The 26,873-nt window shown below is 74.4% G+C and carries 16 protein-coding genes; 9 read left to right on the top strand and 7 right to left on the bottom strand.

What is annotated here, in order from left to right:
- Positions 1-47 precede the first annotated feature (47 nt).
- The 7 genes from AMPC_RS18680 to AMPC_RS18650 all read left to right on the top strand — a co-directional run bounded on the left by AMPC_RS18680 (position 48) and on the right by AMPC_RS18650 (position 9,653).
- Positions 48-893: a formate/nitrite transporter family protein gene (locus tag AMPC_RS18680; RefSeq protein WP_248343054.1), complete on the top strand. Its 846-nt coding sequence runs from the start codon at positions 48-50 to the stop codon at positions 891-893.
- 13 nt (positions 894-906) lie between these two features.
- Entirely contained in the window at positions 907-1,767 is an 861-nt protein-coding gene (fdhD, locus tag AMPC_RS18675; protein ID WP_248343053.1) for a formate dehydrogenase accessory sulfurtransferase FdhD, read from the top strand.
- 77 nt (positions 1,768-1,844) lie between these two features.
- Positions 1,845-5,132, top strand: a complete 3,288-nt coding sequence (fdh, locus tag AMPC_RS18670) for a formate dehydrogenase (RefSeq protein WP_248343052.1) — start codon at positions 1,845-1,847, stop codon at positions 5,130-5,132.
- Between the two features lie 99 nt (positions 5,133-5,231).
- Entirely contained in the window at positions 5,232-6,158 is a 927-nt protein-coding gene (locus AMPC_RS18665; protein WP_248346358.1) for a 4Fe-4S dicluster domain-containing protein, read from the top strand.
- Complete coding sequence (nrfD, locus tag AMPC_RS18660; RefSeq protein ID WP_248343051.1) at positions 6,155-7,321, top strand: NrfD/PsrC family molybdoenzyme membrane anchor subunit; 1,167 nt, start codon at positions 6,155-6,157, stop codon at positions 7,319-7,321. Before AMPC_RS18665 ends, nrfD begins: the two co-directional genes overlap by 4 nt.
- Positions 7,296-8,303 (top strand): GTP 3',8-cyclase MoaA, encoded by a 1,008-nt coding sequence (moaA, locus tag AMPC_RS18655; protein ID WP_248343050.1) that lies wholly within the window; start codon positions 7,296-7,298, stop codon positions 8,301-8,303. Before nrfD ends, moaA begins: the two co-directional genes overlap by 26 nt.
- Before the next feature lie 12 nt (positions 8,304-8,315).
- Positions 8,316-9,653, top strand: coding sequence for an OFA family MFS transporter (locus AMPC_RS18650; protein WP_248343049.1), 1,338 nt, complete (start codon positions 8,316-8,318; stop codon positions 9,651-9,653).
- 1 nt (position 9,654) lies between these two features.
- Here AMPC_RS18650 and AMPC_RS18645 read toward each other — a convergent pair whose 3' ends face one another.
- Together AMPC_RS18645 and AMPC_RS18640 are read right to left on the bottom strand one after the other, a co-directional pair.
- The gene (locus AMPC_RS18645; RefSeq protein ID WP_248343048.1) at positions 9,655-11,160 is read right to left on the bottom strand and encodes a sensor histidine kinase; all 1,506 of its coding nucleotides are present in this window, start codon (positions 11,158-11,160) and stop codon (positions 9,655-9,657) included.
- Positions 11,157-12,194 carry an ABC transporter substrate-binding protein gene (locus AMPC_RS18640; protein WP_248343047.1) on the bottom strand — a complete coding sequence of 346 codons (1,038 nt, stop codon included), beginning with the start codon at positions 12,192-12,194 and terminating at the stop codon, positions 11,157-11,159. The genes AMPC_RS18645 and AMPC_RS18640 overlap by 4 nt, the downstream gene beginning before the upstream one ends.
- A 203-nt stretch (positions 12,195-12,397) precedes the next feature.
- On the opposite strand from AMPC_RS18640, the gene AMPC_RS18635 reads away from it, so the two are divergent.
- Positions 12,398-12,847: a glycosyltransferase family 39 protein gene (locus AMPC_RS18635; protein WP_248343046.1), complete on the top strand. Its 450-nt coding sequence runs from the start codon at positions 12,398-12,400 to the stop codon at positions 12,845-12,847.
- A 24-nt stretch (positions 12,848-12,871) separates the two neighbouring features.
- Here the strand turns inward: AMPC_RS18635 and AMPC_RS18630 are convergent, their stop codons facing one another.
- Both AMPC_RS18630 and gltB read right to left on the bottom strand, forming a co-directional pair.
- Positions 12,872-14,359 (bottom strand): glutamate synthase subunit beta, encoded by a 1,488-nt coding sequence (locus AMPC_RS18630; protein WP_248343045.1) that lies wholly within the window; start codon positions 14,357-14,359, stop codon positions 12,872-12,874.
- 3 nt (positions 14,360-14,362) lie between these two features.
- Positions 14,363-18,994, bottom strand: a complete 4,632-nt coding sequence (gltB, locus tag AMPC_RS18625; protein WP_248343044.1) for a glutamate synthase large subunit — start codon at positions 18,992-18,994, stop codon at positions 14,363-14,365.
- Between the two features lie 136 nt (positions 18,995-19,130).
- Here gltB and AMPC_RS18620 point away from each other — a divergent pair, with 136 nt between their 5' ends.
- Positions 19,131-20,186, top strand: coding sequence for an ATP-dependent DNA ligase (locus tag AMPC_RS18620; protein ID WP_248343043.1), 1,056 nt, complete (start codon positions 19,131-19,133; stop codon positions 20,184-20,186).
- Between the two features lie 138 nt (positions 20,187-20,324).
- On the opposite strand, the gene AMPC_RS18615 is transcribed toward AMPC_RS18620, so the two are convergent.
- The 3 genes from AMPC_RS18615 to AMPC_RS18605 form a co-directional block, all read right to left on the bottom strand.
- Positions 20,325-22,823, bottom strand: coding sequence for a hypothetical protein (locus AMPC_RS18615; RefSeq protein ID WP_248343042.1), 2,499 nt, complete (start codon positions 22,821-22,823; stop codon positions 20,325-20,327).
- A 174-nt stretch (positions 22,824-22,997) separates the two neighbouring features.
- Entirely contained in the window at positions 22,998-23,666 is a 669-nt protein-coding gene (locus tag AMPC_RS18610) for a hypothetical protein (protein WP_248343041.1), read from the bottom strand.
- Between the two features lie 59 nt (positions 23,667-23,725).
- Positions 23,726-26,869: an FAD-binding and (Fe-S)-binding domain-containing protein gene (locus AMPC_RS18605; protein ID WP_248343040.1), complete on the bottom strand. Its 3,144-nt coding sequence runs from the start codon at positions 26,867-26,869 to the stop codon at positions 23,726-23,728.
- Between the last annotated feature and the right edge of the window lie 4 nt (positions 26,870-26,873).

Raw genomic sequence — 26,873 nt, 5'->3', positions numbered from 1 at the left:
GCCCGCGCGGCGCTCCGCCTCCACCTTCCCTCCCGGGGAGGCGAGGGATGGCGGAGAAGGGGCCGGTCGAGGCGCCGACGGTCGAGATCTCCCGGGGCGAGCGGGAGCGGGCGGCCGAGCGGAAGGCCATCGGCCCGCTGGTGGTCCACGAGGCGATCCGGATCGAGGGCGCGGAGGAGCTGGAGCGGCCGGTCCCGGCGCTCGCCTGGTCGGCCGTGGCGGCCGGGCTCTCGATGGGCTTCTCGCTGGTGGCCGAGGGGCTCTTGCGCCACGGGCTCCCCGACGCGCCCTGGCGGCCGCTCGTGAGCCGGCTCGGCTACAGCATCGGCTTCCTCGTGGTGGTGCTCGGGCGCCAGCAGCTCTTCACCGAGAACACGCTCACCGTGATGCTCCCCTTCCTCGACCGGCCCACCCTCCCGACGTTCGGGCGGGTGGCGCGGCTCTGGGCGGTGGTGCTGGCCGGGAACGTGGTGGGGGCGCTCGGGTTCGCCTGGCTCTGCGGCCGCGGCGACGTGTTCCCGGCCGACGTGCGCCAGGTCTTCGCCCAGATGGCGCGCGAGGCGGTGGCCCCGGGGTTCGGCACGCTGCTCCTGCGTGGTATCTATGGCGGGTGGCTCATCGCCCTCATGATCTGGCTGCTGCCCGCGGCGGAGAACGCGAAGCTCTTCGTGGTGATCATCGTGACCTGGCTCGTGGGGGTGGGGAGCTTCGCCCACGCCGTCGCCGGCTCGGTGGAGGCGCTCTACCTCGTGACGAGCGGCGAGCTCTCGCCGGGCGCCTACCTGGGCGGCTTCCTCCTGCCGGCCTTCCTCGGGAACTCCATCGGCGGGGTGTCGCTCGTGGCGGCGCTCAACCACGCCCAGGTGCGCGCCGGCGCAGCCCGGGCCGCCTGACCGGGAGGGCCGCGTGAGCCGCCCTCCCCTGCCGCGCGGCGCGGTCGAGCGGAAGGTGCTGCGCCTCGGGCGCGGCGCGCCGGAGGAGCTCCTCGACGCGGTGGCGGAGGAGGAGCCGCTCGAGATCCGGGTGGACGGCGAGGCCGTCGCGGTCACCATGCGCACCCCCGGCCACGACGGCGAGCTCTCGCTCGGCTTCCTCTTCGCCGAGGGGATGATCGCCTCCGCCGCCGACGTCGGCAGCGCCGCCCACTGCGGCCGCCCCGGCGAGGAGGGGTACGGGAACGTCATCGACGTGCGCTCCGCGGCCGGTCAGCCGATCGTGGTGGAGCGCGTCCTCGAGAGCCGGCGCTGGGCGGTCACCACCTCCGCGTGCGGCGTCTGCGGGCGGCAGAGCGTGGACGGGCTCGTGCAGCGCTGCGGCGTGGTCGGCCGCGCGGTCCGGCTCGCGCCCGAGGTGGTCTCCACGGCGCTCGCGGCGCTGGCGCGCTCGCAGCCGGTCTTCGCCCGCACCGGCGGGCTCCACGGGGCCGCCGCCTTCGACGCGAGCGGGCGCCTCCTCGCCGCCCGCGAGGACGTCGGGCGTCACAACGCCGTGGACAAGGTGGTGGGGTGGCTGCTCCGCGAAGGGCGGCTCGGGGCCGGCGGCGAGGGCGCCCCGGCCCTCCTCGCGGTGAGCGGCCGCTCGAGCTTCGAGCTCGTCCAGAAGGCGGCCGCCGCCGGGATCCCGGTCCTGGCGGGCGTCTCCGCGCCGTCGTCGCTGGCCGTCGACCTGGCCGAGCGCGCCGGGGTCACGCTGGTGGGCTTCGTGCGGGGCGCGGCGCTCAACGTGTACGCCCACGCCGAGCGCATCGCCGTGCCGCCGCCCGCCTGACCGCCCTGCGCCGCCCCGCGTTGCCGCTCCGCCGCGCCCGCCCCCACATTTCGGCGAGCGTGAGGAGGGGTGAGACCATGGCGAGGCTTCCGGTGCTGGGGGAGTGGCCGGTGCTGCGGCAGCTCGCGGCGCGGGACGCGACGGGGCTCGACGGCACGGCCGCGAGCGCGCGGACCCGCGAGCTCGCGCCGCGGACCGCCCGCGCGGACCGGGTGGCCCGCTCGATCTGCCCGTACTGCGCCGTCGGCTGCGGACAGCTCGTCTACGTGAAGGACGAGCGGATCATCGACGTCGAGGGAGACCCCGACTCGCCGGTGTCGCAGGGCTGCCTCTGCCCGAAGGGCGCCGCCACCTTCCAGCTCGTCACCGGCTCGCACCGCGAGAAGCAGGTGCTCTACCGGCGCCCGGGCGGGCGCGAGTGGGAGACCCTCCCGCTCGAGCGGGCCATGGAGATGGTGGCGGAGCGGGTGAAGCGGTCCCGCGACGAGACCTGGCAGGAGCGGGTCGAGGAGGAGGGGGCGGAGCACCAGGGCGACCTCGTCCGGCGCACCCTCGGGATCGCCCACCTCGGCGGCGCCACCCTCGACAACGAGGAGAACTACCTGCTCAAGAAGCTCTACACCGCGCTCGGCGTGGTCCAGGTGGAGAACCAGGCGCGGATCTGACACAGCTCCACGGTCCCCGGTCTGGGGATCTCCTTCGGCCGCGGCGGCGCCACCACCTTCCCCTCCGACCTGCAGAACTCCGACTGCGTGGTGGTGCAGGGCTCCAACATGGCCGAGTGCCACCCGGTGGCGTTCCGCTGGGTGATGGAGGCGAAGAACCGCGGGGCGACCATCATCCACGTCGATCCCCGCTTCACGCGGACCAGCGCGGTCGCCGACCTGCACGTCCCCATCCGCCCCGGCTCGGACATCGCCTTCCTGGGCGGGATCATCCGCTACGCCATCGAGAACGACCGCTGGTTCCACGAGTACGTGGCGAGCTACACCAACGCGGCGACGATCATCGACGAGGGCTTCCGCGACACCGAGGACCTCGAGGGCTTCTTCAGCGGGTTCGACGCGGAGAAGAACAAGTACGGCTGGGAGACCTGGTCCTACGAGGGGGTGGACGGCGTGGTCCCCGCCGCCGGGCACAAGGAGGTCTACGGCGAGAAGGGCGCCGGCCGGCACGACCTGCGCGGCGTGAAGATGACGGAGCGGAAGAACGACCCCACGCTGCAGCACCCGCGCTGCGTCTTCCAGCTCCTGCGGCGGCACTTCTCCCGCTACACGCCCGAGGTGGTCGAGGAAACCTGCGGCATCCCGCGGGCCCTCTTCCTCGAGGTGGCCGAGACGCTGTGCCGGAACTCCGGGCGCGAGCGGACCGCGGCCTTCTGCTACGCCGTGGGCTGGACCCAGCACACGGTCGGGGTGCAGTACATCCGCACCGCGGCCATCCTCCAGCTCCTGCTCGGCAACATGGGCCGGCCGGGCGGCGGGATCATGGCGCTGCGCGGGCACGCCTCGATCCAGGGCTCGACCGACATCCCCACCCTCTTCGACCTGCTGCCGGGCTACCTGCCCATGCCGCACGCGGTGCTGCCCGAGCGCGGCCTCGACCAGTACGTGAACAACAACGCCTCGGCCACCGGCTGGTGGAGCGAGTTCCGCAAGTACGTCGTCTCGCTCCAGAAGGCCTGGTTCGGCGACGCCGCCACCCGGGAGAACGACTACCTGTTCGACCTCCTGCCGCGCCTCACCGGCAACCACTCGCACATGACGACCGTCTCCGAGATGGCCGACGGCAAGCTCAAGGGCTACTTCGTGATGGGCGAGAACCCCACGGTCGGCTCCATGCACGGCGCCCTCCACCGCGAGGGGCTGCGCAAGCTGGAGTGGCTGGTGGTGCGCGACTTCGCGCTCACCGAGACCGCGGAGTTCTGGCGCACCGCGCCCGAGATCGATCGCGGCGAGGTGCGGACCGAGGAGATCCAGACCGAGGTCTTCTTCTTCCCGGCGGCCACCCACACCGAGAAGAGCGGCTCCTTCACCAACACGCAGCGGATGCTGCAGTGGCACCACCAGGCCCTCGCGCCGCCGGGGGACTGCCGCAGCGAGCTCCACTTCACCTACCACCTCGGGAAGCGGCTCAAGGCGCTCTACGCCGGCTCCGCCGACCCGAAGGACCGGGCCATCCAGGCGCTCACCTGGGACTACGGCGAGTCGGGGCCGCACGCCGAGCCGGACGCGGAGCGGGTGCTCCTCGAGGTGAACGGCTTCACCGTCGCCGACGGCGAGCCGGTGCCGGGCTTCGCGAAGCTCGCCGACGACGGCTCCACCGCCTGCGGCTGCTGGATCTACTCCGGCTGCTACGCCGGAGGCGTGAACCAGGCCGCGCGGCGCAAGCCGCAGGGCGAGCAGCACTGGGTGGCGCCGGAGTGGGGCTGGGCCTGGCCGTCGAACCGGCGCATCCTCTACAACCGGGCCTCGGCCGATCCGGATGGCGTGCCCTGGTCGGAGCGCAAGCGGCTCGTCTGGTGGGACGCGGCCCAGGGGAGGTGGACCGGCCACGACGTGCCGGACTTCCAGCTCGACAAGCCGCCCAGCTACCGCGCGCCGGAGGGGGCCGTCGGGCTCGCCAGCATCGGCGGCACCGACGCCTTCATCATGCAGGCCGACGGCAAGGGCTGGCTCTTCGCGCCCTCCGGGCTCCTCGACGGGCCGCTCCCGACCCACTACGAGCCGGAGGAGTCGGTGGTGGAGAACCCGCTCTACCCGCAGCAGTGCAACCCGGCGCGCATGGAGTGGCACCGCCGCGAGAACCCCTACCACCGGGCCTTCGGCGACCGGCGGTTCCCCTACGTCCTCACCACCTGGCGGCTCACCGAGCACCACACCGCGGGCGGCATGAGCCGCTGGCTCTCCTGGCTCTCCGAGCTTCAGCCGGAGATGTTCTGCGAGGTCTCGCCCGAGCTCGCCGGCGAGAAGGGGCTGCGCAACGGCGGCTGGGCCACGATCACCACGGCGCGCGGCGAGATCGAGTGCCGGGTGCTGGTGACGCGGCGGCTGCGGCCGCTCACGGTGCGCGGGCGGACCGTCCACACCATCGGCCTGCCGTACCACTGGAGCTACGTCGGGCGGGTGCGCGGCGATCCGGCCAACGAGCTCATCGGGTTCGTGGCCGATCCGAACGTCTCGATCCAGGAGTCGAAGGCCCTCACCGGCGACATCCGCCCGGGCCGCCACTCCTTCGGCCGGCGCGCCGCGACGGGCGGGGCGTCGCTCCAGGAGCCGCGCCCGGCCGAGGGCGAGGCGCCGCGCGACCTCCCGGGGCTCCACGCGAAGCACCGCCAGCCGCCGGTCGAGCCGAGGAGGACCTAGGCCATGACCGGGAACCTGGGACGCGACTACCAGCTCGGCGCCGCCGAGGCCCGCGACCTCGAGCGCCGCGCCGGAGGCCAGCAGCAGGGGCCGCGGCAGATGGGCTTCTTCACCGACTCCACCCTCTGCATCGGCTGCAAGGCCTGCGAGGTGGCCTGCAAGCAGTGGAACCAGCTCCCCGACGACGGCTTCCGGCTCACCGGGATGAGCTACGACAACACCGGCCACCTCGGCGCCTCCACCTGGCGGCACGTGGCCTTCGTGGAGCGGGAGTCGCCGCTGCCCGGCCAGGGCAGCCCGCGCGACGGGGTGGAGGCCGGGGCGCGGGCCTTCGAGCCCCTGCGGCCGCTCGGCCAGGCCGGCACCACCAGCCCGCTCGCCGACGACGTGTCGCCGAGCCACATCGAGACGCCGGTGGCGCTCGGGCCGACGGCGCAGGCGATGGGGAAGTTCTCCTGGCTCATGCTGTCGGACGTCTGCAAGCACTGCGAGCGGGCCGGCTGCCTCGAGGCCTGCCCCACCGGCGCGATCATCCGGACGGAGTTCGGCTCGGTCTACGTGCAGCCCGACGTCTGCAACGGCTGCGGCTACTGCGTCTCGGCCTGCCCGTTCGGCGTGGTGGACCGGCGCGCCGACGACGGCCGGGCCTGGAAGTGCACCCTCTGCTACGACCGGCTCGAGGGCGGCATGGTGCCGGCCTGCGCCAAGGCCTGCCCGACCGCCTCGATCCAGTTCGGCCCCATCGACGAGCTGCGGGAGCGGGCGGCGCACCGGGTGGAGCAGCTGCGGGCCCGCGGCGTGCCGCAGGCGCGGCTGTACGGGGAGAGCGCCGCGAGCCAGCCCGGCACCGCCGGCCTGCGCGCCTTCTTCCTCCTCTGCGACGAGCCCGAGGTCTACAACCTCCCGCCCGACCCGGTGGTGCCGACGAAGAAGATCGCGGACAGCTGGTGGGCCATGGCGGCCGGCATCGCGGGGCTGGGGCTCGCGGCCGTCGGCGTGGTCCTCTCGGCGCGGAGGGCGGCATGAAGACGCTCCTGGAGCGGCGCGAGGCGGCGCGGGACGGGCGGAACGTGGACCCCGGGCTGGGGACCCTCGCCGGCGAGGGGGCGGAGCAGCGGGTGCGGCGGCTCGACGCCGGCCACTCGGAGCGGCGGGTGATGGCGCCCCCGGAGCCGGAGCTCGAGGGCCGGCCCAGCTACTACGGCATGCCGCTCCTCAAGGAGCCGGTCTGGAAGTGGTTCATCCCCGCCTACTTCTACGTGGGGGGCGTGTCCGGCGCCTCGGCGGTCCTCGGGGCGGCGTCCGACCTCCTCGGCCCGCGCGGCACCCGCGCCCTCTCGCGCCGGTGCCGGCTCACGGCCGCGGCCGGGGCCGGGGCGAGCGCCGCGCTCCTCATCGCCGACCTGGGCCGGCCGGCCCGGTTCCTGAACATGCTGCGGGTCTTCCGGCCGACCTCGCCCATGAACGTGGGGACCTGGATCCTGTCGGGCTTCGGCGCGGCCACCGCCGCCGCGGCCGGGGCGGCGCTCCTGCCGGTCGGCCCCGGCGCGCGCCGGGCGGGCGACGCCGCGGCGGCCGTGGCCGGGCTCTGCGGGCTCGGGCTCACCGGCTACACCGGCGTGCTCATCGCCAACACCGCCGTGCCGCTCTGGCAGGGGACGCGCCGCGCGCTGCCGGTGCTCTTCTCCTGCTCGGGCGCGGCCGCGGCCACCGCCCTCCTCGAGCTCTTCCCGCCGGGCGACCGGAGCGAGCCCGTGGTCCGCCGCTTCGGGGTGCTCGCGAACGTGAGCGAGCTCGTGATGACCGGCGTCCTCGAGGCCGAGGCGGGGGTGGTGCCGCGCGTGGCGCGCCCCCTGCGGACGGGGATCTCGGGAGCGCTCTGGCGCGCGGGCCAGGCCCTCTCGCTCGCGAGCCTGGCCCTCACCCTCGGCTCGCGCGGGCGCCGCTCGCTCCGCCGCGCCGCCGGGCTCTGCGGCACGGCGGGGTCGCTCGCCCTCCGCTTCGCCATCTACCAGGCCGGCCGCCGCTCGGCCCTCGACCCCCACGCCTCCTTCGAGCAGCAGCGGCGCGGCCGCGGGGCGGCCGACGTGGTCCGGGCCCAGCCGGGGCTCGATCGGGCCCTGGGCGAGAAGGGGGCAGAGCCGCCCGCTACACCCACCCTCCATGACCCCGGCCTCGCACATCCCTGACCTCCCCTCCCCCGGCGGCCTCCAGGACCGGCAGGGACGCTCGATCCGCTACCTGCGGCTCTCGCTGACCGATCGCTGCAACTTCCGCTGCGACTACTGCTCGGCCGCCGGCCTCGAGGCGCCGGAGGCGCTCCTCGGAGCGGGCGAGCTCGCCCGGCTGGTGTCGCTCTTCGCCCGGCTCGGCGTGCGGCGGGTGCGGCTCACCGGCGGCGAGCCGACGTTGCGCCGGGACGTGGTCGAGGTGGCCGCCGCGGTGCGCGCGGTGCCCGGGATCGAGGAGGTGGCCCTCACCACGAACGGCCACCGGCTCGCCGAGCTCGCCGGTCCGCTCCACCGCGCCGGGGTGGGCGCGGTCAACGTCTCGCTCGACACGCTCGACCCGGCGATGCTCGAGCGCGTCAGCGGCCGGGGGGCGCGGCTCGCAGACGTGCTCGCCGGGCTCGACGCCGCCGCGGCCGAGGGCTTCGCCGCGCTGAAGGTGAACACGGTGGTGATGGGCGGCGTGAACGACGGGGAGCTCGCGGCGCTCACGCGCCACGCCTGGAGCCGCGGCGCCACCCCGCGCTTCATCGAGCTCATGCCCTTCGGGTCCGGACGCCCGGTGCCGAGCGCCGAGGTGGAGCGCCGCCTGGGCGAGGCCGGGGTGGCGCTCTCGCCCGACCCGGCGCGCGGCTGGGGGCCGGCGCGCTACCTGCGCGGCCGCTGCGCCGACGGGGCGGGCGGGCTCGTCGGCTTCATCGGCGCCCTCACCGAGAACTTCTGCGCCTCCTGCAACCGCGCCCGGATCTCCGCCGACGGGGCCTTCCAGGCCTGCCTGGGCGGCCACGAGCGCGTGCCGCTGCGCCAGCTCCTGCGCGAGGGCGCGAGCGACGCGCTCCTGGAGGACCGGGTCCGCGGCGCGCTCTGGCGCAAGGAGCCGCGCCACCACATGGACGACCCCGCGCGGCTGGTGCTGCTGCCGATGCGGGGCATCGGGGGATAGGGGGGACGTACCGTGACGAACAACCGCTGGCTCATCGCCTTGGCCGGGACCATCACCATGATCTGCCTGGGGACGGTCTACTCGTGGAGCCTCTTCACCCAGCCGCTCATCGCCAGCTTCCGCTGGAGCAACACCACCACCACCTGGACCTTCGCCCTGGCCATCTTCTTCCTGGGCGTGGGGGCCATCGTCGGCGGGCGGTGGCAGGACCGCGCCGGGCCGCGCTGGCCCACCGTCACCGGGGTGGCGCTCTGGGGCGTGGGCAACATCCTCGCCGGGCTCCTCACCACCTCCCTCGGCGCCTGGTGGATCTACCTGACCTACGGCCTCGTCGGCGGGATCGGGCTCGGCATGGCCTACATCACGCCGGTGGCCGTGGTGACGAAGTGGTTCCCCGACAAGCGCGGCCTCGGCAGCGGCATGGTGGTGATGGGGTTCGGCCTGGGCGCGTTCTTCTACAACAACCTCCTCAAGGCCATCCCCTCCTTCTCGGCCGCCTCCCGCCAGGCCGGCGCGGTGCTCGCGGAGCGGGCGCGCGGCGTCGAGGCGGCGATGACGCCGGACGCGGTCTCCACCATCATGCAGACCTTCCTCTGGTCGGGGGTGGTCTACCTCCTGCTGGGAGGCGCCTGCGCCCTCCTCGTCCGCAACCCGCCGGCCGGCTTCGCCCGCCCGGGGGCCGTCGCCGCGGCCGCCGCGCAGGGGCGCGACTACCCGCCGTCGGAGGCGGCGCGCACGCCGCAGTTCTACGCCCTCTGGTTCATGCTCTTCCTGAACGTCACCGCCGGCATCCTCTTCATCTCCAACGCGGTGCCGATCATGCGCGAGCTCACCGGCGCCAGCCCCGGCGTGGCGCTCGCCATCTACGGCTTCATCGCCCTCTTCAACGGGCTCGGCCGCTTCTTCTGGGGCGCGGTCTCGGACCGCATCGGCCGGAACCTCGCCTACCTGCTCATCTACGGCTCGCAGGTGCTCATCTTCTTCCTGGTGGGCGGCATCCACTCCCTCGCGATCGTCACCATCCTCTTCGCGGTGGTGCTGCTCTGCTACGGCGGCGGCTTCGGGACCATGCCCTCCTTCACCGCCGACTACTTCGGCACGAAGTACATGGGCGTGAACTACGGCTGGATCCTGCTCGCCTGGGGCGTGGGCGGGATCGTCGGCCCGATCTTCGTGGCCCTGGTGAAGGACCACACCGGGAGCTTCTCCGGCGCGCTGCCGTGGATCGGGGGGCTGCTGCTCGCGGCCACCCTGCTGCCGCTCGTCACGCGCAAGCCGGGGGCCCGGCGCGCGGGCGAGGCCTGGGGGGAGGCGCTGCACCTGCACCACCGGGGCGCGCGGGCGAGCTGAATCAGGCCGGCGCGCCGCCCCCGCCCTCGCTCACCTGCCCGCAGGCGGCGGCGGGCAGCTCCACGACGAAGGTGGCGCCCTGGCCCGGCGCGCTCCGCACCGCCACGCTCCCGCCGTGCGCCTCGACGATCTGGCGCACGATGTAGAGCCCCAGGCCGAGCCCGGCGATGCCGCGCCGGCCGTCGGCCCGCTCGAAGCGCTCGAAGATGCGCTCCTGGACCTCGGGCGGGATCCCCGGCCCGTCGTCCTGGAGCTGCAGCCGCCCGCGGCCGTCCGGCAGCCGGTCCACGCGGAGCGTCGCCGCGCCGCCGGGGGCGTACTTGATGGCGTTCGCGAGCAGGTTGCTCACCACCCGGTCGAGCCGCTCGCCGTCCCACTCGCCGACCACGCCCGGCTCGACCACGACGTCGAGGGCGATCCCGCTCCGCTCGAGCTCCGCCGCGAAGCGGGCCGCCACCGCGCGGGCCACCTCCCCGAGGTCCACCCGCTCGCGCGCGAGCTGCAGCTTGCCGGCCTGGATCCGGCTCACGTCGAGCAGCTCCCCCACGAGCCGCTCCAGCCGCCGGACCTGCCGGAGGGCCGACTCGAGCCCGCTCCGGGCGCGCTCGTCGCCCGGCTCGGAGGCGAGGGCGCGCCGCTGCAGGAGCGCGAGCTGCAGCTCGAGCGAGGTGAGCGGCGTGCGCAGCTCGTGGGAGGCGATGGAGAGGAACTCGTCGCGCGCCTTGACCGCGCCCTCGAGCCGGGCCCGGGCCCGGAAGAGGTGGCCGGTCATCCGCTCGAACGCCTCGGCGAGGACGCCGATCTCGTCCCGCCGCCCCCGCCCCGGCACCGGCAGGACCACCTCCTCGCGCGCGATCCGCTCGGCGGTGGCGGTCATGCCGCGCAGGGGCCGGACCACCTCGCGGCTCACGAAGAGCGAGTAGGCGAGGGTGAGGAGCGCGCTCGTGCCGAGCAAGGTCCCGAGCAGCCACACCACCCGGGACCGCCGCGCGTCGATCTGGTCCACCGCCGTGTCGAGCTGGCGGCTCGTGAGCGCGGCGAGGTCGGCCAGCACCGCGCTCGAGAGGTCGGTCGCCATCACCCACTTCTCGAACCGGCCTCCGATGAGCGCCTCGTCGCCCTCCTTCACCGTCCGGAGCAGGTCGTTCCGGAGCGACGACTGGACCTGGCGCGCCGCGAGGCACTCGCCCCAGATCTCGGCGGTCCGGTAGCCGCTCGGGAGCCGGGCGAGGGCGGCCTCGATCTGCTCCGTCTCGAGCTCGGCGTGCTCGATGGCGTCGAGCCGCTCCGGACGCGGGTCGAAGCGGTAGGCCTGGGTGGCCCGCTCGGAGATGCCCGAGAGCTCCTGCAGGCGGGCCACGAGCTGCGTCTCGGTCCGGACCTGGTGCGCCCGCCGCTGCAGCACCTCGAGCTGCCGGGAGGACTCGACCGCCATGCCGGCGAGGCCGAGGAGGGCGATGCCCCCGAGGAGCAGCTGGGGGACGACCAGGGTGCGCCGGAGGCTCACGGGGCGTCGCCCTCCTCGAGCGGCGGCGGCAGCGCCGGGTAGACGGTCACCGCCTCCGGGTCGGCCGCCGTGAGCGGGCCCTGCGCGAAGAGCTCGCGGAAGTCGGGGCCGGGACCGGGCCGGCCGCGCTCGCGCAGCACCCAGCGCGCCTCCCGCTCCAGCACCGCCAGCATCGCGTTGCGCAGCCCGAGCTCGGGGCGGGCCCGGGCCCAGTCCTCGCGCAGGTCGTCCTCCCGCTCCCCCGGGAAGGCGCGGCGGAGCGCCGCGAAGGCCTCGTCGGGCCGCCGCTGAACCAGCCACTCCGCCTCCGAGAGGGCGCGGACCACCGCGCGCACCTCGGCGTCCCGGGCCGCCAGCACGTCGGCGCGGACGACCAGCATCGAGACCTCGGTGTGGACGTCGGAGGTGATCTCGAGCGCCTCGCCGGGAGGGAGCGCCTCCCGGACCTTGCGCGCCTGGGGGTACCAGATCGCCACCGCCGCCACCTCGCCGCGGGCCAGCGCGGCCGCGGCCGCCTCGGGCGCGAGATCCACCCGCTCGACCTCGCCGGTCGGCACGCCGGCGAACCTGAGCAGCGTCTCGAGGAAGAAGTCGGCGCTCGTGTCCCGCGGCACGCCGACCCGCCGGCCGCGCAGGTCCTCCGGCCGCGCGACGCCGCCGCCCCGCCGGGTCACGATCACGGTGCCGGCCGAGGCGTGGTGGAGCGAGGTGAGGACGCGGAGCTCGGGGTGGGAGAGCGCGGCGACCACGAACGCCATGTCGTAGCAGGCGGCCAGGTCCACCTGGCCCGCCAGCAGGGCGTCGAGGGCGGCCCGTCCGCTCTGGTAGGCGCGCCGCTCGACGCGCGCGCCGGCGCGGCCCCGCTCCCCGCCGAAGCGGGCGACGTCGAGGAGCCCCAGCGAGGGGAGCGTGGGCGCGCCGAGCACCAGCGGGCGCGACGGCGGCGGGCCGGGCCGGCAGGCGGCGAGCAGGACGAGGGCCAGCGTCGCCAGGCGGCGCGCCGGACTGCCCCGCTCTCCCGATGCCAGGGTCATGCGTCCCCTCGGCGGCCCCCTCGCCTACCCCCCGCGAGCATAGCAGGCGCGACGGCGTTCTTCCTCTTCGGAGCGACCCGGGGTCGGCGGGTCGGCTCGATGCCCGGCCGCGACCCGGGGCGCCGCGCCCCCCCCCCGCGACGCTCGCAGCCACCCGGAATCAGGACGGTCCGGGCGGCCACCGGCGCGTAGCTTGCCGCGCCATGTCCCAGCCCGGCGCACGCACTCCACCGTGGGCGAGCCGGGCCGCGCTCCTCGCGCTCCTCGCGCTCGGCCTCGCCGTGCGGCTCTGGCACCTCGACGCGCCGCTGCTCGGGTTCGGCTCCTGGCGCGAGTGCGACACGGCCGCGATGGCGCGCAACTTCGCCGAGGGCGGCCACCGGCTCCTCTACCCGCAGATCGACTGGGCCGGTGACGGGCCCGGCTACGTCGAGACGGAGCTCCCCGCCTATCCCTGGTCCGTCTCCTGGCTCTACGCGCTCTTCGGCGTGCACGAGGCGCTGGGGCGGCTCGTCTCCGCGCTCCTGGCGGTAGCGATGCTGTGGGGGCTGCACGCCCTCGTGCGCGACCGGATCGACGAGCGGACCGCGCTCTGGTCGACCGGGCTCCTCGCCGTCCGGCCGCGCTCCGGAAGCCCGGAGCGCGGCCCGTGAACCGCGGAGCGTCGAGGGCGCCGCCTACGGCAGCACCGTCTCCCCGTACATGAGGTACTTGTCCACGCCGCGGGCGGCCTTGCGCCCCTCGTTGATGGCCCAGACCACGAGCGACTGGCCGCGGGACATGTCACCGGCGGAGAACACGCCGGGGACGCTCGTCATCTTCTCGGCGTCGGTCCAGACGTTGCCGCGCTCGTCGAGCTTCACGCCGAGCTCGGCGAGCATGCCGCCCTTCTCGGGGCCCACGAAGCCGAGGGCGAGCAGGACCAGGTCGGCCGGGAGGGTGCGCGCGGTGCCCGGCTTCTCCTTCGGCACGAAGCGGCCCTTCTCGTCCTTGGCCCACTCCACGTCGAAGACCTCGATGGCCTTCACGCGGCCCGCCTCGTCGCCCGCGAAGCGGCGGGTGTTGACGAGGTACTGGCGCGGGTCGGCCCCGAAGAGCGCGGCGGCCTCCTCCTGGCCGTAGTCCATCTTGTAGACCTTGGGCCACTGCGGCCACGGGTTGCCGGGCGCGCGCTTGTCGGGCGGGCGGGGCATGATCTCGAGCTGCGTCACGCTGGCGGCGCCGTGGCGGAGCGAGGTGCCGACGCAGTCGGTGCCGGTGTCGCCGCCGCCGATCACGATGACGTGCTTGCCCTTGGCGCTGATGTACGCGCCGTCGGCGTGCCTCGAGTCGAGGAGGCTCTTGGTGTTGGCGGCGAGGAACTCCATCGCGAGGTGGATGCCCAGGAGGCCGCGGCCGTCCACCTGGAGGTCGCGGGCCTGGGTGGCCCCGCCGCAGAGGACGGCGGCGTCGAAGTCGGAGAGGAGCCGGCTCGCCGCGAAGGACTTGCCCACCTCGGTCCCGGTGATGAAGCGCACGCCCTCGTCGGCCATCAGCCGGACGCGCCGCTCCACCACGCCCTTGTCGAGCTTCATGTTCGGGATGCCGTACATGAGCAGGCCGCCGATCCGGTCGGCGCGCTCGAACACGGTCACCATGTGCCCGGCCCGGTTGAGCTGGGCGGCGCAGGCGAGGCCGGCGGGGCCGGAGCCCACCACCGCCACCCGCTTGCCGGTGCGCGCCTGCGGCGGCTCGGCCCGCACCCAGCCCTCCTCGAAGGCGCGGTCGATGATGCTGACCTCGATGTTCTTGATGGTGACGGGATCGCCGTCGAGCCCCACCGTGCAGCTCCCCTCGCAGGGCGCCGGGCAGACGCGCCCGGTGAACTCGGGGAAGTTGTTGGTCTTGTGGAGCCGGATGAGCGCCTCGCGCCACTGGCCGCGGAAGACGAGGTCGTTCCACTCCGGGATGAGGTTGTTCACCGGGCAGCCGGAGGCCATCCCGCCGATGAGCACGCCGGTGTGGCAGAAGGGCACGCCGCAGTCCATGCAGCGGGCCGCCTGGGTGCGGAGGGTCTCCTCGGCGTACGGCGGGTGGGCCTCGCTCCAGTCCTTCACGCGCTCCGTCGGCGGGCGCACGTGGGCGGCCTCCCGCTGGTACTCCATGAATCCGGTCGGCTTTCCCATGATCTAGTTCCCACCCACCCGCATCGCGTCGTGCGTGTTTTCCTCGAAGGCGGCCATCTCGGCCTCCTCCGGCGAGAGCCCCTTCTCGCGCATCCTGGCCTGCGCCTCGAGGACCCTCCGGTAGTCGTTCGGCATCACCCGCACGATGCGCGGGAGCCACTCGTCCCAGGCCTCCAGGACGGCGCGGGCGCGGGTCGAGCCGGTGAAGAGCGCGTGCTTGGACACGAGCCCCTTCACGAAGGCGATCTCGGCCTCGTCCTCCATCCGGGAGAGCCCGACCAGCTCGCGATTGCAGCGCTTCGCGAAGAGGCCGTCCTCGTCCACCACGTAGGCGATGCCGCCCGACATGCCGGCGGCGAAGTTGCGCCCGGTCTGCCCGAGCACCACCACCCGGCCGCCGGTCATGTACTCGCAGCCGTGGTCGCCGACCGCCTCCACCACCGCGTGGGCGCCGGAGTTGCGGACCGCGAACCGCTCGCCGGCCACGCCGCGGATGAAGGCCTCGCCGGAGGTGGCGCCGTAGAGGGCCACGTTGCCGACGACGACGTTCTCCTCGGCGACGAAGGTGCTCTCCTGCGGCGGGAACACCACCAGCTTGCCGCCCGAGAGCCCCTTGCCGATGTAGTCGTTGGCGTCGCCCTCGAGCGTGAGCGTCATGCCCTTCGGGATGAAGGCGCCGAAGCTCTGGCCCGCCGAGCCCTGGAAGTGGAGCCGGATGGTGTCCTCCGGCAGCCCCCCGGGCCCGTGGCGGCGGGTCAGCTCGCTGCCGACCATGGTGCCGACCACCCGGTTCACGTTGCGGATGGGCAGCGTGGCCTGGACCGGCTTGCCGTGCTCGAGCGCCGGGCGGCAGAGCTCGAGGAGCGTGGTGGTGTCGAGCGCCTCGTCGAGCCCGTGGTCCTGCGGGATCTGGCAGGTCCGCCCGTAGTGCTTCGGCACGGTGGGCTTGAAGAGGATGCGCGAGAAGTCGAGGTTGCGCGCCTTCCAGTGCTCGACGGCGCGCCGCATCTCGAGCCGCTCGGAGCGCCCCACCATCTCGTCGATGGTGCGGTAGCCGAGCTCGGCCATGTACTCGCGGACCTCCTGCGCCATGAAGCGCATGAAGTTGACCACGTGGGCCGGATCGCCGGTGAAGCGCTTGCGCAGGAGCGGGTCCTGCGTGGCCACGCCCACCGGGCAGGTGTTGAGGTGGCACTTGCGCATCATCACGCAGCCCATGACCACCAGCGGCGCGGTGGCGAAGCCGAACTCCTCGGCGCCGAGCAGGGCGGCGATGACCACGTCGCGGCCGGTCTTGAGCTGGCCGTCGCACTCCACCGCGATGCGGCTGCGGAGGTTGTTCATCACCAGCACCTGGTGGGTCTCGGCGAGCCCGAGCTCCCAGGGGATGCCGGCGTGCTTGATGGAGGTGAGCGGCGAGGCGCCGGTGCCGCCGTCGTAGCCCGAGATGAGCACCACGTCGGCGTGCGCCTTGGCGACGCCGGCGGCGATGGTGCCCACGCCGACCTCGGCCACCAGCTTCACCGAGATGCGGGCCTGGTGGTTGGCGTTCTTGAGGTCGTGGATGAGCTGCGCCAGGTCCTCGATCGAGTAGATGTCGTGGTGCGGCGGCGGCGAGATGAGCCCCACGCCGGCGGTGGAGTGCCGGGTCTTCGCGATCCAGGGGTAGACCTTGGTGCCGGGGAGCTGGCCGCCCTCGCCGGGCTTCGCCCCCTGGGCCATCTTGATCTGCAGCTCCTTGGCGTTGACGAGGTAGTGGCTCGTCACGCCGAAGCGGCCGCTCGCCACCTGCTTGATGGCGCTGTTCTTGGAGTCGCCGTTCGGCTCGCGCTGGTAGCGCGCCGGGTCCTCGCCGCCCTCGCCGGTGTTCGACTTGCCGCCGATCCGGTTCATGGCGATCGCGAGGGTCTCGTGCGCCTCCTTGCTGATCGAGCCGTAGCTCATGGCGCCGGTCTTGAAGCGGCGCATGATCGCCTCGACCGGCTCCACCTCCTCGATGGGCACCGGCTTGGGCGGCGGCACGAAGTCCATCAGGCCGCGCAGGGTGGCGAGGCCGGTGGAGATGCCGTTCACGAGCCCCGAGTACTCCTTGAAGACCTCGTAGCTCCCGGTGCGGCAGGCGAACTGCAGCTTGTGGATGGTCTCGGCGTTGAAGAGGTGCTGCTCGCCGTCGGCCCGGTACTGGTACTGGCCGCCGGTGCCGAGCTGCTTGTGGACGATGGGGCGCTTCGGCGGGTAGGCGCGGTCGTGCCGGAGCTTGACCTCCTTCGCCACCACGTCGATGCCCACGCCGCCGATGCGGGTGGCGGTCCAGGTGAAGTACTCGTCCACGAAGTCCTGGTTGAGGCCGACGGCCTCGAAGACCTGGGCGCCGTGGTAGCTCTGGATGGTCGAGATGCCCATCTTCGAGCAGACCTTCACGATGCCCTTGTTGATGGCCTTCACGTACTTCTTCTCGGCCGCCTCGGCGTCCACGCCCTGGATCATCCCGAGCCGGATCTGGTCGTGGATGGTCTCGAAGGCGAGGTACGGGTTCACCGCCGACGCGCCGTAGCCGATGAGGAGCGCGAACTGGTGCACCTCGCGCGGCTCGCCGGTCTCGAGCACGAGGCCGACGCGGGTGCGCGAGCCCTCGCGCAGCAGGTGGTGCTGCACCGCCGCCACCGCCAGCAGCGCGGGGATGGGGGCGCTCTCCTCGTCCAGGCCGCGGTCGGACAGGATGATGAGGTTGTGCCCCTCGGCGATCGCCTCGGAGCAGGTCCAGCGCAGGTCCTCGAGCGCCTTGCGGAGGCCGGCGCCGCCGTCCTTCACCTTGAAGAGCGCCGGGAGGGTGATGCTCTTGAAGCCGTGCGAGGCGGCCCCGCCGTCGAGCTGGCGGAACTTCTCGAGCTCCTCGTTGCGGAGCACCGGCGAGGGCAGCCCGATCTGCCGGGCCGAGGCCGGGCCGGGCTCGAGCAGGTTGCCCTCGGGCCCGATGGCGGTGTCCACCGCCATGATGAGCTCCTCGCGGATGGCGTCCACCGGCGGGTTGGTGACCTGCGCGAAGAGCTGCTGGAAGTAGTTGTAGAGCAGCTGCGGCTTCTGCGAGAGGACCGCCGGCGGGGTGTCGGTGCCCATCGAGCCGATGGGCTCGGTGGCGCTGGTCGCCATCGGGGTGATGAGCATCCGCACGTCCTCGGCGGTGTAGCCGAAGGCTTCCTGGCGGCGGAGCACGGTCTCGTGATCGGGCTCGATCACCGAGGGCGGCGGCGGCAGGTCGGAGAGGTCGACCAGGTTCTCGTCGAGCCACTGCCGGTAGGGGTGCGCCGTCGCGACCTTGTGCTTCACCTCGTCGTCCGAGACGATGCGCTTCTGGTCGAGGTCCACGAGGAACATGCGGCCCGGCTGCAGCCGGCCCTTCTTCAGGATCCGCTCCGGCGGGAGGTCGAGCACGCCCACCTCGGACGCCATCACCACCATGTCGTCCTTGGTGACGTAGTAGCGCGAGGGGCGCAGGCCGTTGCGGTCGAGCACCGCGCCGATGCAGCTGCCGTCGGTGAAGGCGATGGAGGCCGGGCCGTCCCAGGGCTCCATGAGGCAGGAGTGGAACTCGTAGAAGGCCCGCTTCTCCGGGCTCATCGACTCGTGCCGGCTCCAGGGCTCCGGCACCATCATCATCATGGCGTGCGGGAGCGAGCGGCCGGAGAGCGCCAGCAGCTCGAGCACGTTGTCGAACATGGCCGAGTCGCTGCCCTCGGTGTCGACGACGGTGAGCACCTTCTTGAGGTCCTCGCCGAAGAGGCGCGAGGAGACCATGCTCTGCCGCGCGTGCATCCAGTTGATGTTGCCGCGCAGGGTGTTGATCTCGCCGTTGTGCGAGATGAAGCGGTACGGGTGGGCGCGCGACCAGGACGGGAAGGTGTTGGTCGAGAAGCGCGAGTGCACCATGCCGAGCGCCGAGTCCATCGCCGGGTCCGAGAGGTCCGGGAAGAACGAGGCGAGCTGGGTGGCGTTGAGCATCCCCTTGTAGACGAGGGTGCGCGCCGAGAGGCTCGGGACGTAGAAGGCGTCGCGGCCCGGGATGGCGGAGCGCGAGACGGCCTTCTCCACGAGGCGGCGGATCACATAGAGCTTCCGCTCGAAGCCGAGCCCGTCCTGGGCCGCGCCGAGCGCGCCGCCGAGGGCGCCGGGGCGGACGAAGAGCTGCCGGACGACGGGCTGGCTCGCCCGGGCGGTCTGGCCGAGGGTGCCGTTGTCGGTCGGCACGTCGCGCCAGCAGAGGACCTCCTGCCCCTCCTCCCGGACCACCTGCTCGAACCGCTGCTCGCAGGCCCGGCGGCTCGCCGGGTCGCGCGGCAGGAACACCATGCCGACGCCGTAGGCGCCGGGCTCGGGCAGGGCCACCCCCTGCTTCGCGAGCTCCTGCTCGAGGAAGCGGTGCGGGATCTGGATGAGGAGGCCGGCGCCGTCGCCGGAGTTCTTCTCGCTCCCGGCGGCGCCGCGGTGCTCGAGGTTCACGAGCACCTGGATCGCCTTCTGGACGATGGCGTGCGACCGCCGGGCCTGGAGGTCGACCACGAACCCGAAGCCGCAGGAGTCCTTCTCGTTCTGCGGATCGTAGAGCCCTTGCTTCTGGGGATACCCGGTCTGTGTCATCTCACCTTCGTCCATCGTGTAGTTACCCGTGAGGCGGGATCTGCCAGTTTTCACGAAGAGGGACCGCCGGGTCAAGCGGGACGGTCCCCGGAAGGGCGCTCCCGGCCGCCCACCGGCCCAGCCCGTAACGTAGGGCATGGACTGGCCGCCGCTCGCGCTCCCCATCCAGCCCCCCTTCCCGCCCATGGAGGCGCGGCTCGAGGACGACCTGCCGGCGGGCGAGGGCTGGCAGCTCGAGCCGAAGTGGGACGGCTTCCGCTGCCTCGCCTACCGGGACGGCGCCGAGGTGGCGCTCCAGTCGAAGGCGGGGCAGCCGCTCGGCCGCTATTTCCCGGAGCTGGTCCAGGCCCTGGGAACGCTCCCGGCCCCGCGCTTCATCCTCGACGGCGAGATCGTCGTGCCGGTGGCGGAGGGCTTCTCCTTCGAGGACCTCCTGCAGCGCATCCACCCGGCGGAGAGCCGGATCCGGCGGCTCTCGCGGGAGCGGCCGGCGGCGCTGCTGGTCTTCGACCTCCTCGCCGACGAGCGGGGCCGGCTGCTCGCCGACGAGCCCCTCTCCGCGCGGCGGGCGGCGCTGGAGCGGTTCGCGGCCGCGTTCCTCGGGGACGGGCCGGTGCGGCTCTCGCCGGTGGCCCGCGACCGGGAGGAGGCGCTCGGGTGGCTCTCCGGGCGCGCCGGGGTGGACGGGGTGGTCGCGAAGCGCGCCGCCGCGCCCTACCGCGGCGGCGAGCGGGACATGGTGAAGGTGAAGCCGGAGCGCACGGCCGACTGCGTGGTGGGCGGCTTCCGCTGGGCGGCGAAGGGGCGGGAGGTGGGCTCGCTCCTCCTCGGGCTCTACCGCGACGACGGGCGGCTCGACCACGTCGGCCACTGCTCGGGGTTCGACGCCGCGACCCGCAGGGCCTTCACCGCCACCCTGCCCGCGCTCGCGTCGAACGGTCCGGGGACCGGTTTCAGCGGCACCGCCCCGGGCGGCCCCTCGCGCTGGGCGCGCGGCCGCTCCACCGAGTGGGTGGCGGTGCGGCCGGAGCTGGTGGTGGAGGTCGCGTTCCGCCACGTGAGCGGCGGCCGCTTCCGCCACGGCACCCGGCTCGTGCGGCTCCGGCCCGACAAGCGGCCCGACCAGTGCCGGCTGGAGCAGCTCGGGGCCGCGGGGCGGGCGGAGCTCGAGCCGCCCGGCGCGGACCCCTGAGGCGACACCGGGCCGCACCCCCTCCCTCGCCCTCCCCCGCTCCGCGGGAGAGGGGAAGACCTCGAGGTGCTCCACGCTGCACTCCCTCCCCACCGCGTGGGGAGGGCTGGGGAGGGGCCGCCAGCGGTGCCCTCGCGGCTACGGCGCCGTGAGGCGGAAGGTGCGCCAGGCCACGCCGGCCGACGGCGAGGCCAGGCCGGCGTAGCCCGCGCCGCGGAGCGCGGCGGCCGCGCCGTCGGTCACGCCGAGCACCGCGGCCCCGTTCACGCGCGCGGTGAGCGAGACCGGCCCGCCGCCCTGGGCGGTGAGCGAGAGCGTCGCCCAGTCGGAGAGCGTCGGGATCCCGGCGGGCGCCTCCCCGAGGGTCGTCGCGACGCCGCCCGAGAGGCGGCGGATCCGGACCCGGTTCGTGCCGAGCAGCACGAGCTCGTACCGGTCGCCCGGGGAGGGGGTGGGCGCGCGCAGGAAGATCGACATCTCCGGGACGCCGAAGCCGACCATCCGCGCGGAGACGGTGCAGTCGGCGCAGGCGGCGGCGCCCTCGGTCCCCACGTTCGCGCCGTTGTCGTCGGTGGCCGCGCCGGTCCGGGTGATCCAGGTGCCGGTCTGCGTCCAGGGCGCGCCGAGGGAGGTGCCGACGCGGAGGAAGTCGTCGCCGAAGAGCAGTCCGCTCGGCGGCGCGGGGCTCGGGCTCGGACTCGGGCTCGGACTCGGACTCGGACTCGGACTCGGGCTCGGGCTCGGGCTCGGGCTCGGACTCGGACTCGGACTCGGACTCGGACTCGGACTCGGGCTCGGGCTCGGCGCGGGGCTGGGCGTGGGCGCGGGGCTCGGCGTCGCCCCCGTCCCGGCGAGCACGAAGTCCTGGAACGGAATGCCGGCGGCGCCGGTCGAGAGGCCGGCGTACCCGGCCGCCCCGAGCGCCTGGGCCGAGCCGTCGGTGGCGGCGAGCCGGGCCGCGCCGTTCACGTAGGCGGTGAGCGACACCGGCGATCGGCCCCGCGCCTCGAGCCCGATCCGCGCCCAGTCGTTCAGGGCGGCGAGCCCCGAGGGCCCGCGGGCGAGCACGGTCGGGACGCCGCCCACCACCCGCCGGAGCGCGATCGAGCCGTCGCCGAGGAGCGCCACGTCGTACCGCTGCGCGCCCCCCGGCGTGGGGGCGCGGAGGAACGCGGCCACCTCGCTCACGCCGAAGGAGACGACGCTCACGTCCACCCGGCAGTCGGCGCAGGTGGCGCGCACCTCGCCGGCGAGGTTGGTGAAGTCGTCGGCCACCGCGCGCGTGCCGGTGGTGTACCAGACGCCCTGGGTCTGCCAGTCGGGCCCGAGCCCCTGGGCCGCGCGGGCGAAGGCGTCGGCGAAGAGCGTCCCGGCGGGCGGCGGCGTTCCGCCGCCCGCCGGGGTCGGGCTGGGGCTCGGTGTCGGGCTCGGGCTGGGGCTCGGCGTGGGCCCGGGCGCGGGCGCCCCGCCGCCGGCGAAGAGCGTGAGCACCTCGTTGCCGCCGCCGTTCGCGTCGGGCGCGGCGCTGTAGACGCAGGGCAGTCCGCCCGGTCCGGGCCAGCGCTCCGGCGCGGCCGGGTAGCCCTTGAAGAGCGCCGCGTCATCGAGCAGCTGCGCCGGGCCGAGCGCGCCGCCCGAGAGGACGCGGGCGCGGATCCGGTAGTAGGCGTCGAGCGTGACCGGCGTGTTGAAGAAGACCACCACCTCGCTCCCGGCCTGCGCCGCCGCCGGCTGGAGCGCCCAGTCGCCGGCGGTCTCCACCGCCTGCGCCGCGCCGAAGCCGCCGCCGTCGAAGTGGCGCCAGAAGAGCTGCTCGTTCTTGTTCTTGTAGAAGAGCTCCGCCCCGCCCGCGCCGTCGGCCACCGCCGACAGCGCCGCCCCGTGGTAGATGCCGTCCGGGAACGCGGTCTGCTCGGCCGACCACTGCGAGAGCGGATCCCCGTCGCCGCGCGTGCGGAACCGGGCCGTGGAGCCGGAGAAGTCGTGGGAGTCGTAGACGAAGAGGAGGCGGCTCCCCAGCGAGAGGATGCGCCCGCCGCCCCGCGCCGGCAGGTGCGCCAGCGACGGCTGCTCGGCGAAGGTCGCGCCGCCGTCGGCGCTGACCGAGACCACCGCCGTCGAGGTCCCGTCGCTCTCGAGCCGGAAGGCCTGGACCCAGATCCGCCCGGCCGAGTCCACCGCCAGCTCGGCGCGCGAGAAGGCGCTCGCGTCGCTCGCGGGGTGGAACACCCGCACCGGCGCGTCCGGCCGGTGGTCGCTCCCGTTCCAGCGCCACCACTGGAAGAAGACGTCGTGGCGCAGCGAGCCCGAGAGGCTCGGGGCCTCATAGGAATACACGAGCGCGGCGTCGTCCCCGGCGGCGAGGAGGTCGGCGGTGTCGGGCTCGCTCCAGTCGTCCTGGATGGCCGCGTACCAGCGCCAGGAGGCGCCGAGGTCGTCGCTGCGGAAGAAGCCGAGGCCGTGCCCCTGGGCCCCCTCCTGCTGCAGCGCGAGGAGCAGCACCGGCGCGTGCCCCGCCGGATCGAGCCGCAGGAGGTGCCGCTGCGCCGGCAGCGTGAGCGCGTTGCCGCCGGCGATGGGCGCGATCGAGGTGGCGCCCAGCGCGAGGGCGAGCGCGGCCGCGGCGAGCGAGGTCATGCGTGAAAGGGTGGGCCCCTCTCACGCGCCCGCCAGCCCGCCTTCATAGGGAAGGGGCGGGAGGGCCCGCCGGTCCCAGGCCGTGGGAGCGCCGCCGTGGCGGCAGCGCGAGGGGCCGGTGAGCGGGCGCCCGCGCCGCGGCGCCGGGCCGGGGCCGCGCGCGCCCGCCTCGCCTCAGCGGCCGCGCCGGGTCTCGGCGGGCGGCGTGCGCGCCTGGACCCGCTGGTCGGCCACGCCGGTCTGGCCCACGCCCGGGAGCACGCCGGTGAGGAGCGGCTTCCCCTCCGCCGGGGCGCCCTGCTGGCCGGCCGGGTAGAGCGCGACGTGCACGCCGGTGAGGCCGTCCGGCACCTCCTTCGAGAGGAAGAAGGCGGAGCCGGAGGCGTCCGGATCGACCTTGCCGAGCGGCTTGCGCTCGCCTTCCTTCCCGACCACCGCCTCGAGCCGGTACTCCTGGCCCGCCGGCGGCGCCGTCATCCCGAACAGGTAGGCGTTCAGGGCGTGGTGCTCGGGGTGGTAGAGCGCCACGCCACTGGCGATGCCCTTCGGGTCGGGCGAGGTGAGCAGGGTCGCGCCGCTACCGGGAGTCTCGAGGACGGAGACGTCGGCGCGCTGCTTGGTGATGACCTGGTCCCGCTCGTCGAGGTTCTTCTGGAGCTCCTGGTTCGCGGAGGTGAGCTGCCGGACCTGGGTCTCGAGGCCGCTCGTCCGCGAGATGGCGAGACCGGCGAAGACGAGCAGGAGGACGAGCGCCGCCATGGCCGGGAGGACGAAGAGCCAGACCTTCCGGTCGGTGCCGGCGCGCTCGGTGACGCGTCCGAACTGGAGAGATTCCTGTGCCATGTGCCAAAGGTAGGGCGCGCGCGCCGGAGCGGCGAGGCGAGCGGTCTCCCCGCAGCGCGTCAACGCCCTCGCCGCCGGCGCCCCAGCGCGCCCGCGACCCAGGCGAGGGCGAGCCCCAGCGCGAGCTGCGGCGCGAGCTTCCGGAGCCAGGCCCTCGCCGGCAAGCCCGGCCGCCGGCCCCTCGCCGTCCGCTCCGGCCAGGGGGCGCCGGCCCGCCAGCCGCCGCGGAGCCCCGCCGCGAGCGCCTCGGCGAGGTGGACCGCGCGCCGGCGCGTCCCCTGCGCGATCTGCTCGCGGCAGGAGAAGCCGTCGGCCAGCACCAGCGCCTCCGGCGGCGCCTTCCGGACGGCCGGCAGGACCGCCAGCTCGCCGGCCGCGACCGAGACCCGGTAGCGCTCCCCGGCCTCGAACCCGAAGGAGCCGGCCATCCCGCAGCAGCCGCCGTCGAGCAGGGTGACGTCGAGCCCGGCCGCCTTCGCCACCCGCTCCTCCGGCGCGAGCCCCATCACCGCGTGGTGGTGGCAGTGGCCCTGCATCACCGCCGGCCCGCGCAGCCTAGGCGGCGTCCAGGCGTCGCCGCGCCGGTCCAGCCACTCGGAGAGCGTGAGCACCTGCTCGGAGAGCCGGCGCGCCCGGGGATCGTCGGGGAGCATGTCCACGAGCTCGTCGCGGAAGACCGCCACGCAGGAGGGCTCGAGCCCGACGATGGGGATCCCGGCCTCGGCGGCCGGCGAGAGCGCGTCCACGAGGTCCCCGAGGAGCCCCTTCGCCCGGTCGAGCAGGCCGTAGTCGTAGAGCGGCCGCCCGCAGCAGAGCCAGCGGTCCGGGACGCGCACCTCGGCGCCGGCCGCCTCGAGCACCTCGACGGCGGCGATGGCCGTCTCCGGGTGGAAGTGGTCGTTGAAGGTGTCGGGGAAGAGGACCACCGGCGTCCCCCCGCGCCCGGGCGGCCGGGCGCGGAACCACTCCCGGAAGGTGTACGGGGCGAAGCGCGGCACCCGCCGGCGCAGGGCGATCCCGCCCGCCCACTTCGCGAGCGCCGAGAGTCCGGGCGCGGCGGCCACGAGGTTCGCGAGCCAGGGCGCGAAGGACGCGAGCCGCGCCCAGTACATGACGAGCCCCATGGCGTAGGCGGCCCGCGGCCGGAGCCGCCCCTGGTAGTAGTGCGACAGGAACTCGGCCTTGTAGCTCGCCATGTCCACGTTCATCGGGCAGTCGCTCTTGCACCCCTTGCACGCGAGGCAGAGGTCGAGGGCCTCCTTCACCGCCGGCTCGCGCCAGCCGCCCCGGAGCGGCTCGCCCTCCATCGCCTCGAAGAGGAGGTGGGCGCGGCCGCGGGTCGAGTGCATCTCCTCCCGCGTCACCCGGTAGGACGGGCACATCACGCCGCCGTGGTCGCGCCGGCACTCCCCCACCCCCACGCAGCGCGCCGTGGCCCGGCCGAAGCGCCGCGCGTCGGCGTCGAAGGCGAAGGCGGTGCGCGGCGCGAGCTCCCGGTACCCCTCGCCGAGCCGCAGGTTGGAGTCGAGCGGATACGGGTCCACCACCTTGCCCGGGTTCATCTTGCCGGCGGGGTCCCAGATCGCCTTGAACTCGCGGAAGGCGTCCACGAGCACCGGCCCGAACATCTTCGGGAGCAGCTCGGCGCGGGACTGGCCGTCGCCGTGCTCGCCCGAGAGCGAGCCGCCGTGCGAGAGCACCAGGTCGGCGGCGCGCTCGACGAAGCGGCGGTAGCGGGCGATCCCGTCGCGGGTGGTGAGGTCGAAGTCGATGCGGGTGTGGATGCAGCCCTGGCCGAAGTGGCCGTAGAGCGCGCAGTCGTAGCCCGACTCCTCGAAGAGCCGCCGCAGGTCGCGCAGGTACGGCCCGACGCGGTCGATCGGGACCGCCGAGTCCTCCCAGCCCTCCCAGGTGTCCTTCTCGCCCGGGACGCGGGCGGTCGCGCCGAGCCCCGACTCGCGCACCTTCCAGACGATCGCCTCCTCCGCGCGGTCGTCGAAGAGCTTCATCGACGGCGCGCCCCGGGCCTTCCGGAGCGCGTCCATGCAGCGGTGGGCCTTTTCCTCCGCCTCCGCGCGCGTGTCGCCGCCGAACTCGACGAGCAGCCAGCCCTTCCCGTCGGGGAGCAGCTTCAGCCGCTCCGGGTGGAGCCGCTTCTTCTTCATGTCCTCCACGAGCCGGTCGTCGATCCCCTCGAGGCCGATGGGCCCGAAGCGGCGCAGCTCCGGGACGTGGTCGCCGGCCTCGTAGACGCTCGGGTAGCCGAGGACGAGCAGCGCCCGCGAGGGAGGGCTGTGGACGAGCCGCACCTTGGCCCGGAGCACCGTCACGCAGGTGCCCTCGCTGCCCACCAGCGCGCGGGCCACGTCGAAGCCGTTCTCGGGCAGGAGGGCGTCGAGGTTGTAGCCGGAGACCCGCCGCTCGATCCTCGGGTAGCGCGCCCGCACGAGGTCGGCGGTGCGGTCGCGCAGCATCCGGAGCCGCGCGTGGATCTCGGCGCGCCGGCCGCCCAGATCGGAGAGCTCCTGGTAGGCGTCGTCGCTGGTGGGCCCCACCACGAAGCGCGCGCCGTCGTAGGTGAGCACGTCGAGCGCCAGCACGTTCTCGGCGGTCCGCCCGGCCATGACCGAGTGGACGCCGCAGGAGTCGTTCCCGATCATCCCGCCGAGGGTGCAGTGGTCGTGCGTGGAGGGATCGGGGCCGAAGGTGAGGTGGTGGGCCTCGGCGGCGTCGCGCAGCCGGTCGAGCACCAGCCCGGGCTCCACCCAGGCGAAGCCCGACGCGGGGTCGAGCTCGAGGAGCCGGTTCACGTGCTTCGAGAAGTCGATCACCACCGCCACGTTGCAGCACTGCCCGGCGAGGCTGGTGCCCCCGCCGCGCGAGAGCACCGGCGCCCCGTGCCTGCGGCAGAGCGCGATCGTGGCCACCACGTCCTCCTCGCTCCGGGGCACCACCACGCCGATGGGCACCTGCCGGTAGTTGGAGCCGTCGGTGGCGTAGAGGGCGCGGCTGCCGGCGTCGAAGCGGACCTCGCCCGCGACGACCCGCCGCAGGTCGGCCTCGAGCGCGCGGGCCGCCTCGGAGGTGACCCACTCGCCCGGCCGCGCACGCGCCTCCTCGAGCGCCCGGGCCTCGGGGACGGCGGCGGGGCCGAGGCCGGGGAGGAGGACGCGGTGCGGGGCGAGGGGCTCGAGCGGGTTCACGGGG

The organism is Anaeromyxobacter paludicola (assembly GCF_023169965.1).
Taxonomy (GTDB): Bacteria; Myxococcota; Myxococcia; order Myxococcales; family Anaeromyxobacteraceae; genus Anaeromyxobacter_B; species Anaeromyxobacter_B paludicola.
Note: the sequence above shows the minus strand (reverse complement) of the source record. Positions and strands in the feature narration are given on the sequence as shown.

What these genes read in the sequence shown, in the direction of transcription:
- moaA (WP_248343050.1), top strand. Translation starts at nt 7,296, where the DNA reads ATGACCCCGGCCTCGCACATCCCTGACCTCCCCTCCCCCGGCGGCCTC.
- AMPC_RS18640 (WP_248343047.1), bottom strand. Translation starts at nt 12,194, where the DNA reads ATGACCCTGGCATCGGGAGAGCGGGGCAGTCCGGCGCGCCGCCTGGCG.
- AMPC_RS18630 (WP_248343045.1), bottom strand. Translation starts at nt 14,359, where the DNA reads ATGGGAAAGCCGACCGGATTCATGGAGTACCAGCGGGAGGCCGCCCAC.
- AMPC_RS18680 (WP_248343054.1), top strand. Translation starts at nt 48, where the DNA reads ATGGCGGAGAAGGGGCCGGTCGAGGCGCCGACGGTCGAGATCTCCCGG.
- AMPC_RS18665 (WP_248346358.1), top strand. Translation starts at nt 5,232, where the DNA reads ATGGGCTTCTTCACCGACTCCACCCTCTGCATCGGCTGCAAGGCCTGC.
- AMPC_RS18635 (WP_248343046.1), top strand. Translation starts at nt 12,398, where the DNA reads ATGTCCCAGCCCGGCGCACGCACTCCACCGTGGGCGAGCCGGGCCGCG.
- AMPC_RS18610 (WP_248343041.1), bottom strand. Translation starts at nt 23,666, where the DNA reads ATGGCACAGGAATCTCTCCAGTTCGGACGCGTCACCGAGCGCGCCGGC.
- gltB (WP_248343044.1), bottom strand. Translation starts at nt 18,994, where the DNA reads ATGACACAGACCGGGTATCCCCAGAAGCAAGGGCTCTACGATCCGCAG.
- AMPC_RS18615 (WP_248343042.1), bottom strand. Translation starts at nt 22,823, where the DNA reads ATGACCTCGCTCGCCGCGGCCGCGCTCGCCCTCGCGCTGGGCGCCACC.
- AMPC_RS18620 (WP_248343043.1), top strand. Translation starts at nt 19,131, where the DNA reads ATGGACTGGCCGCCGCTCGCGCTCCCCATCCAGCCCCCCTTCCCGCCC.
- nrfD (WP_248343051.1), top strand. Translation starts at nt 6,155, where the DNA reads ATGAAGACGCTCCTGGAGCGGCGCGAGGCGGCGCGGGACGGGCGGAAC.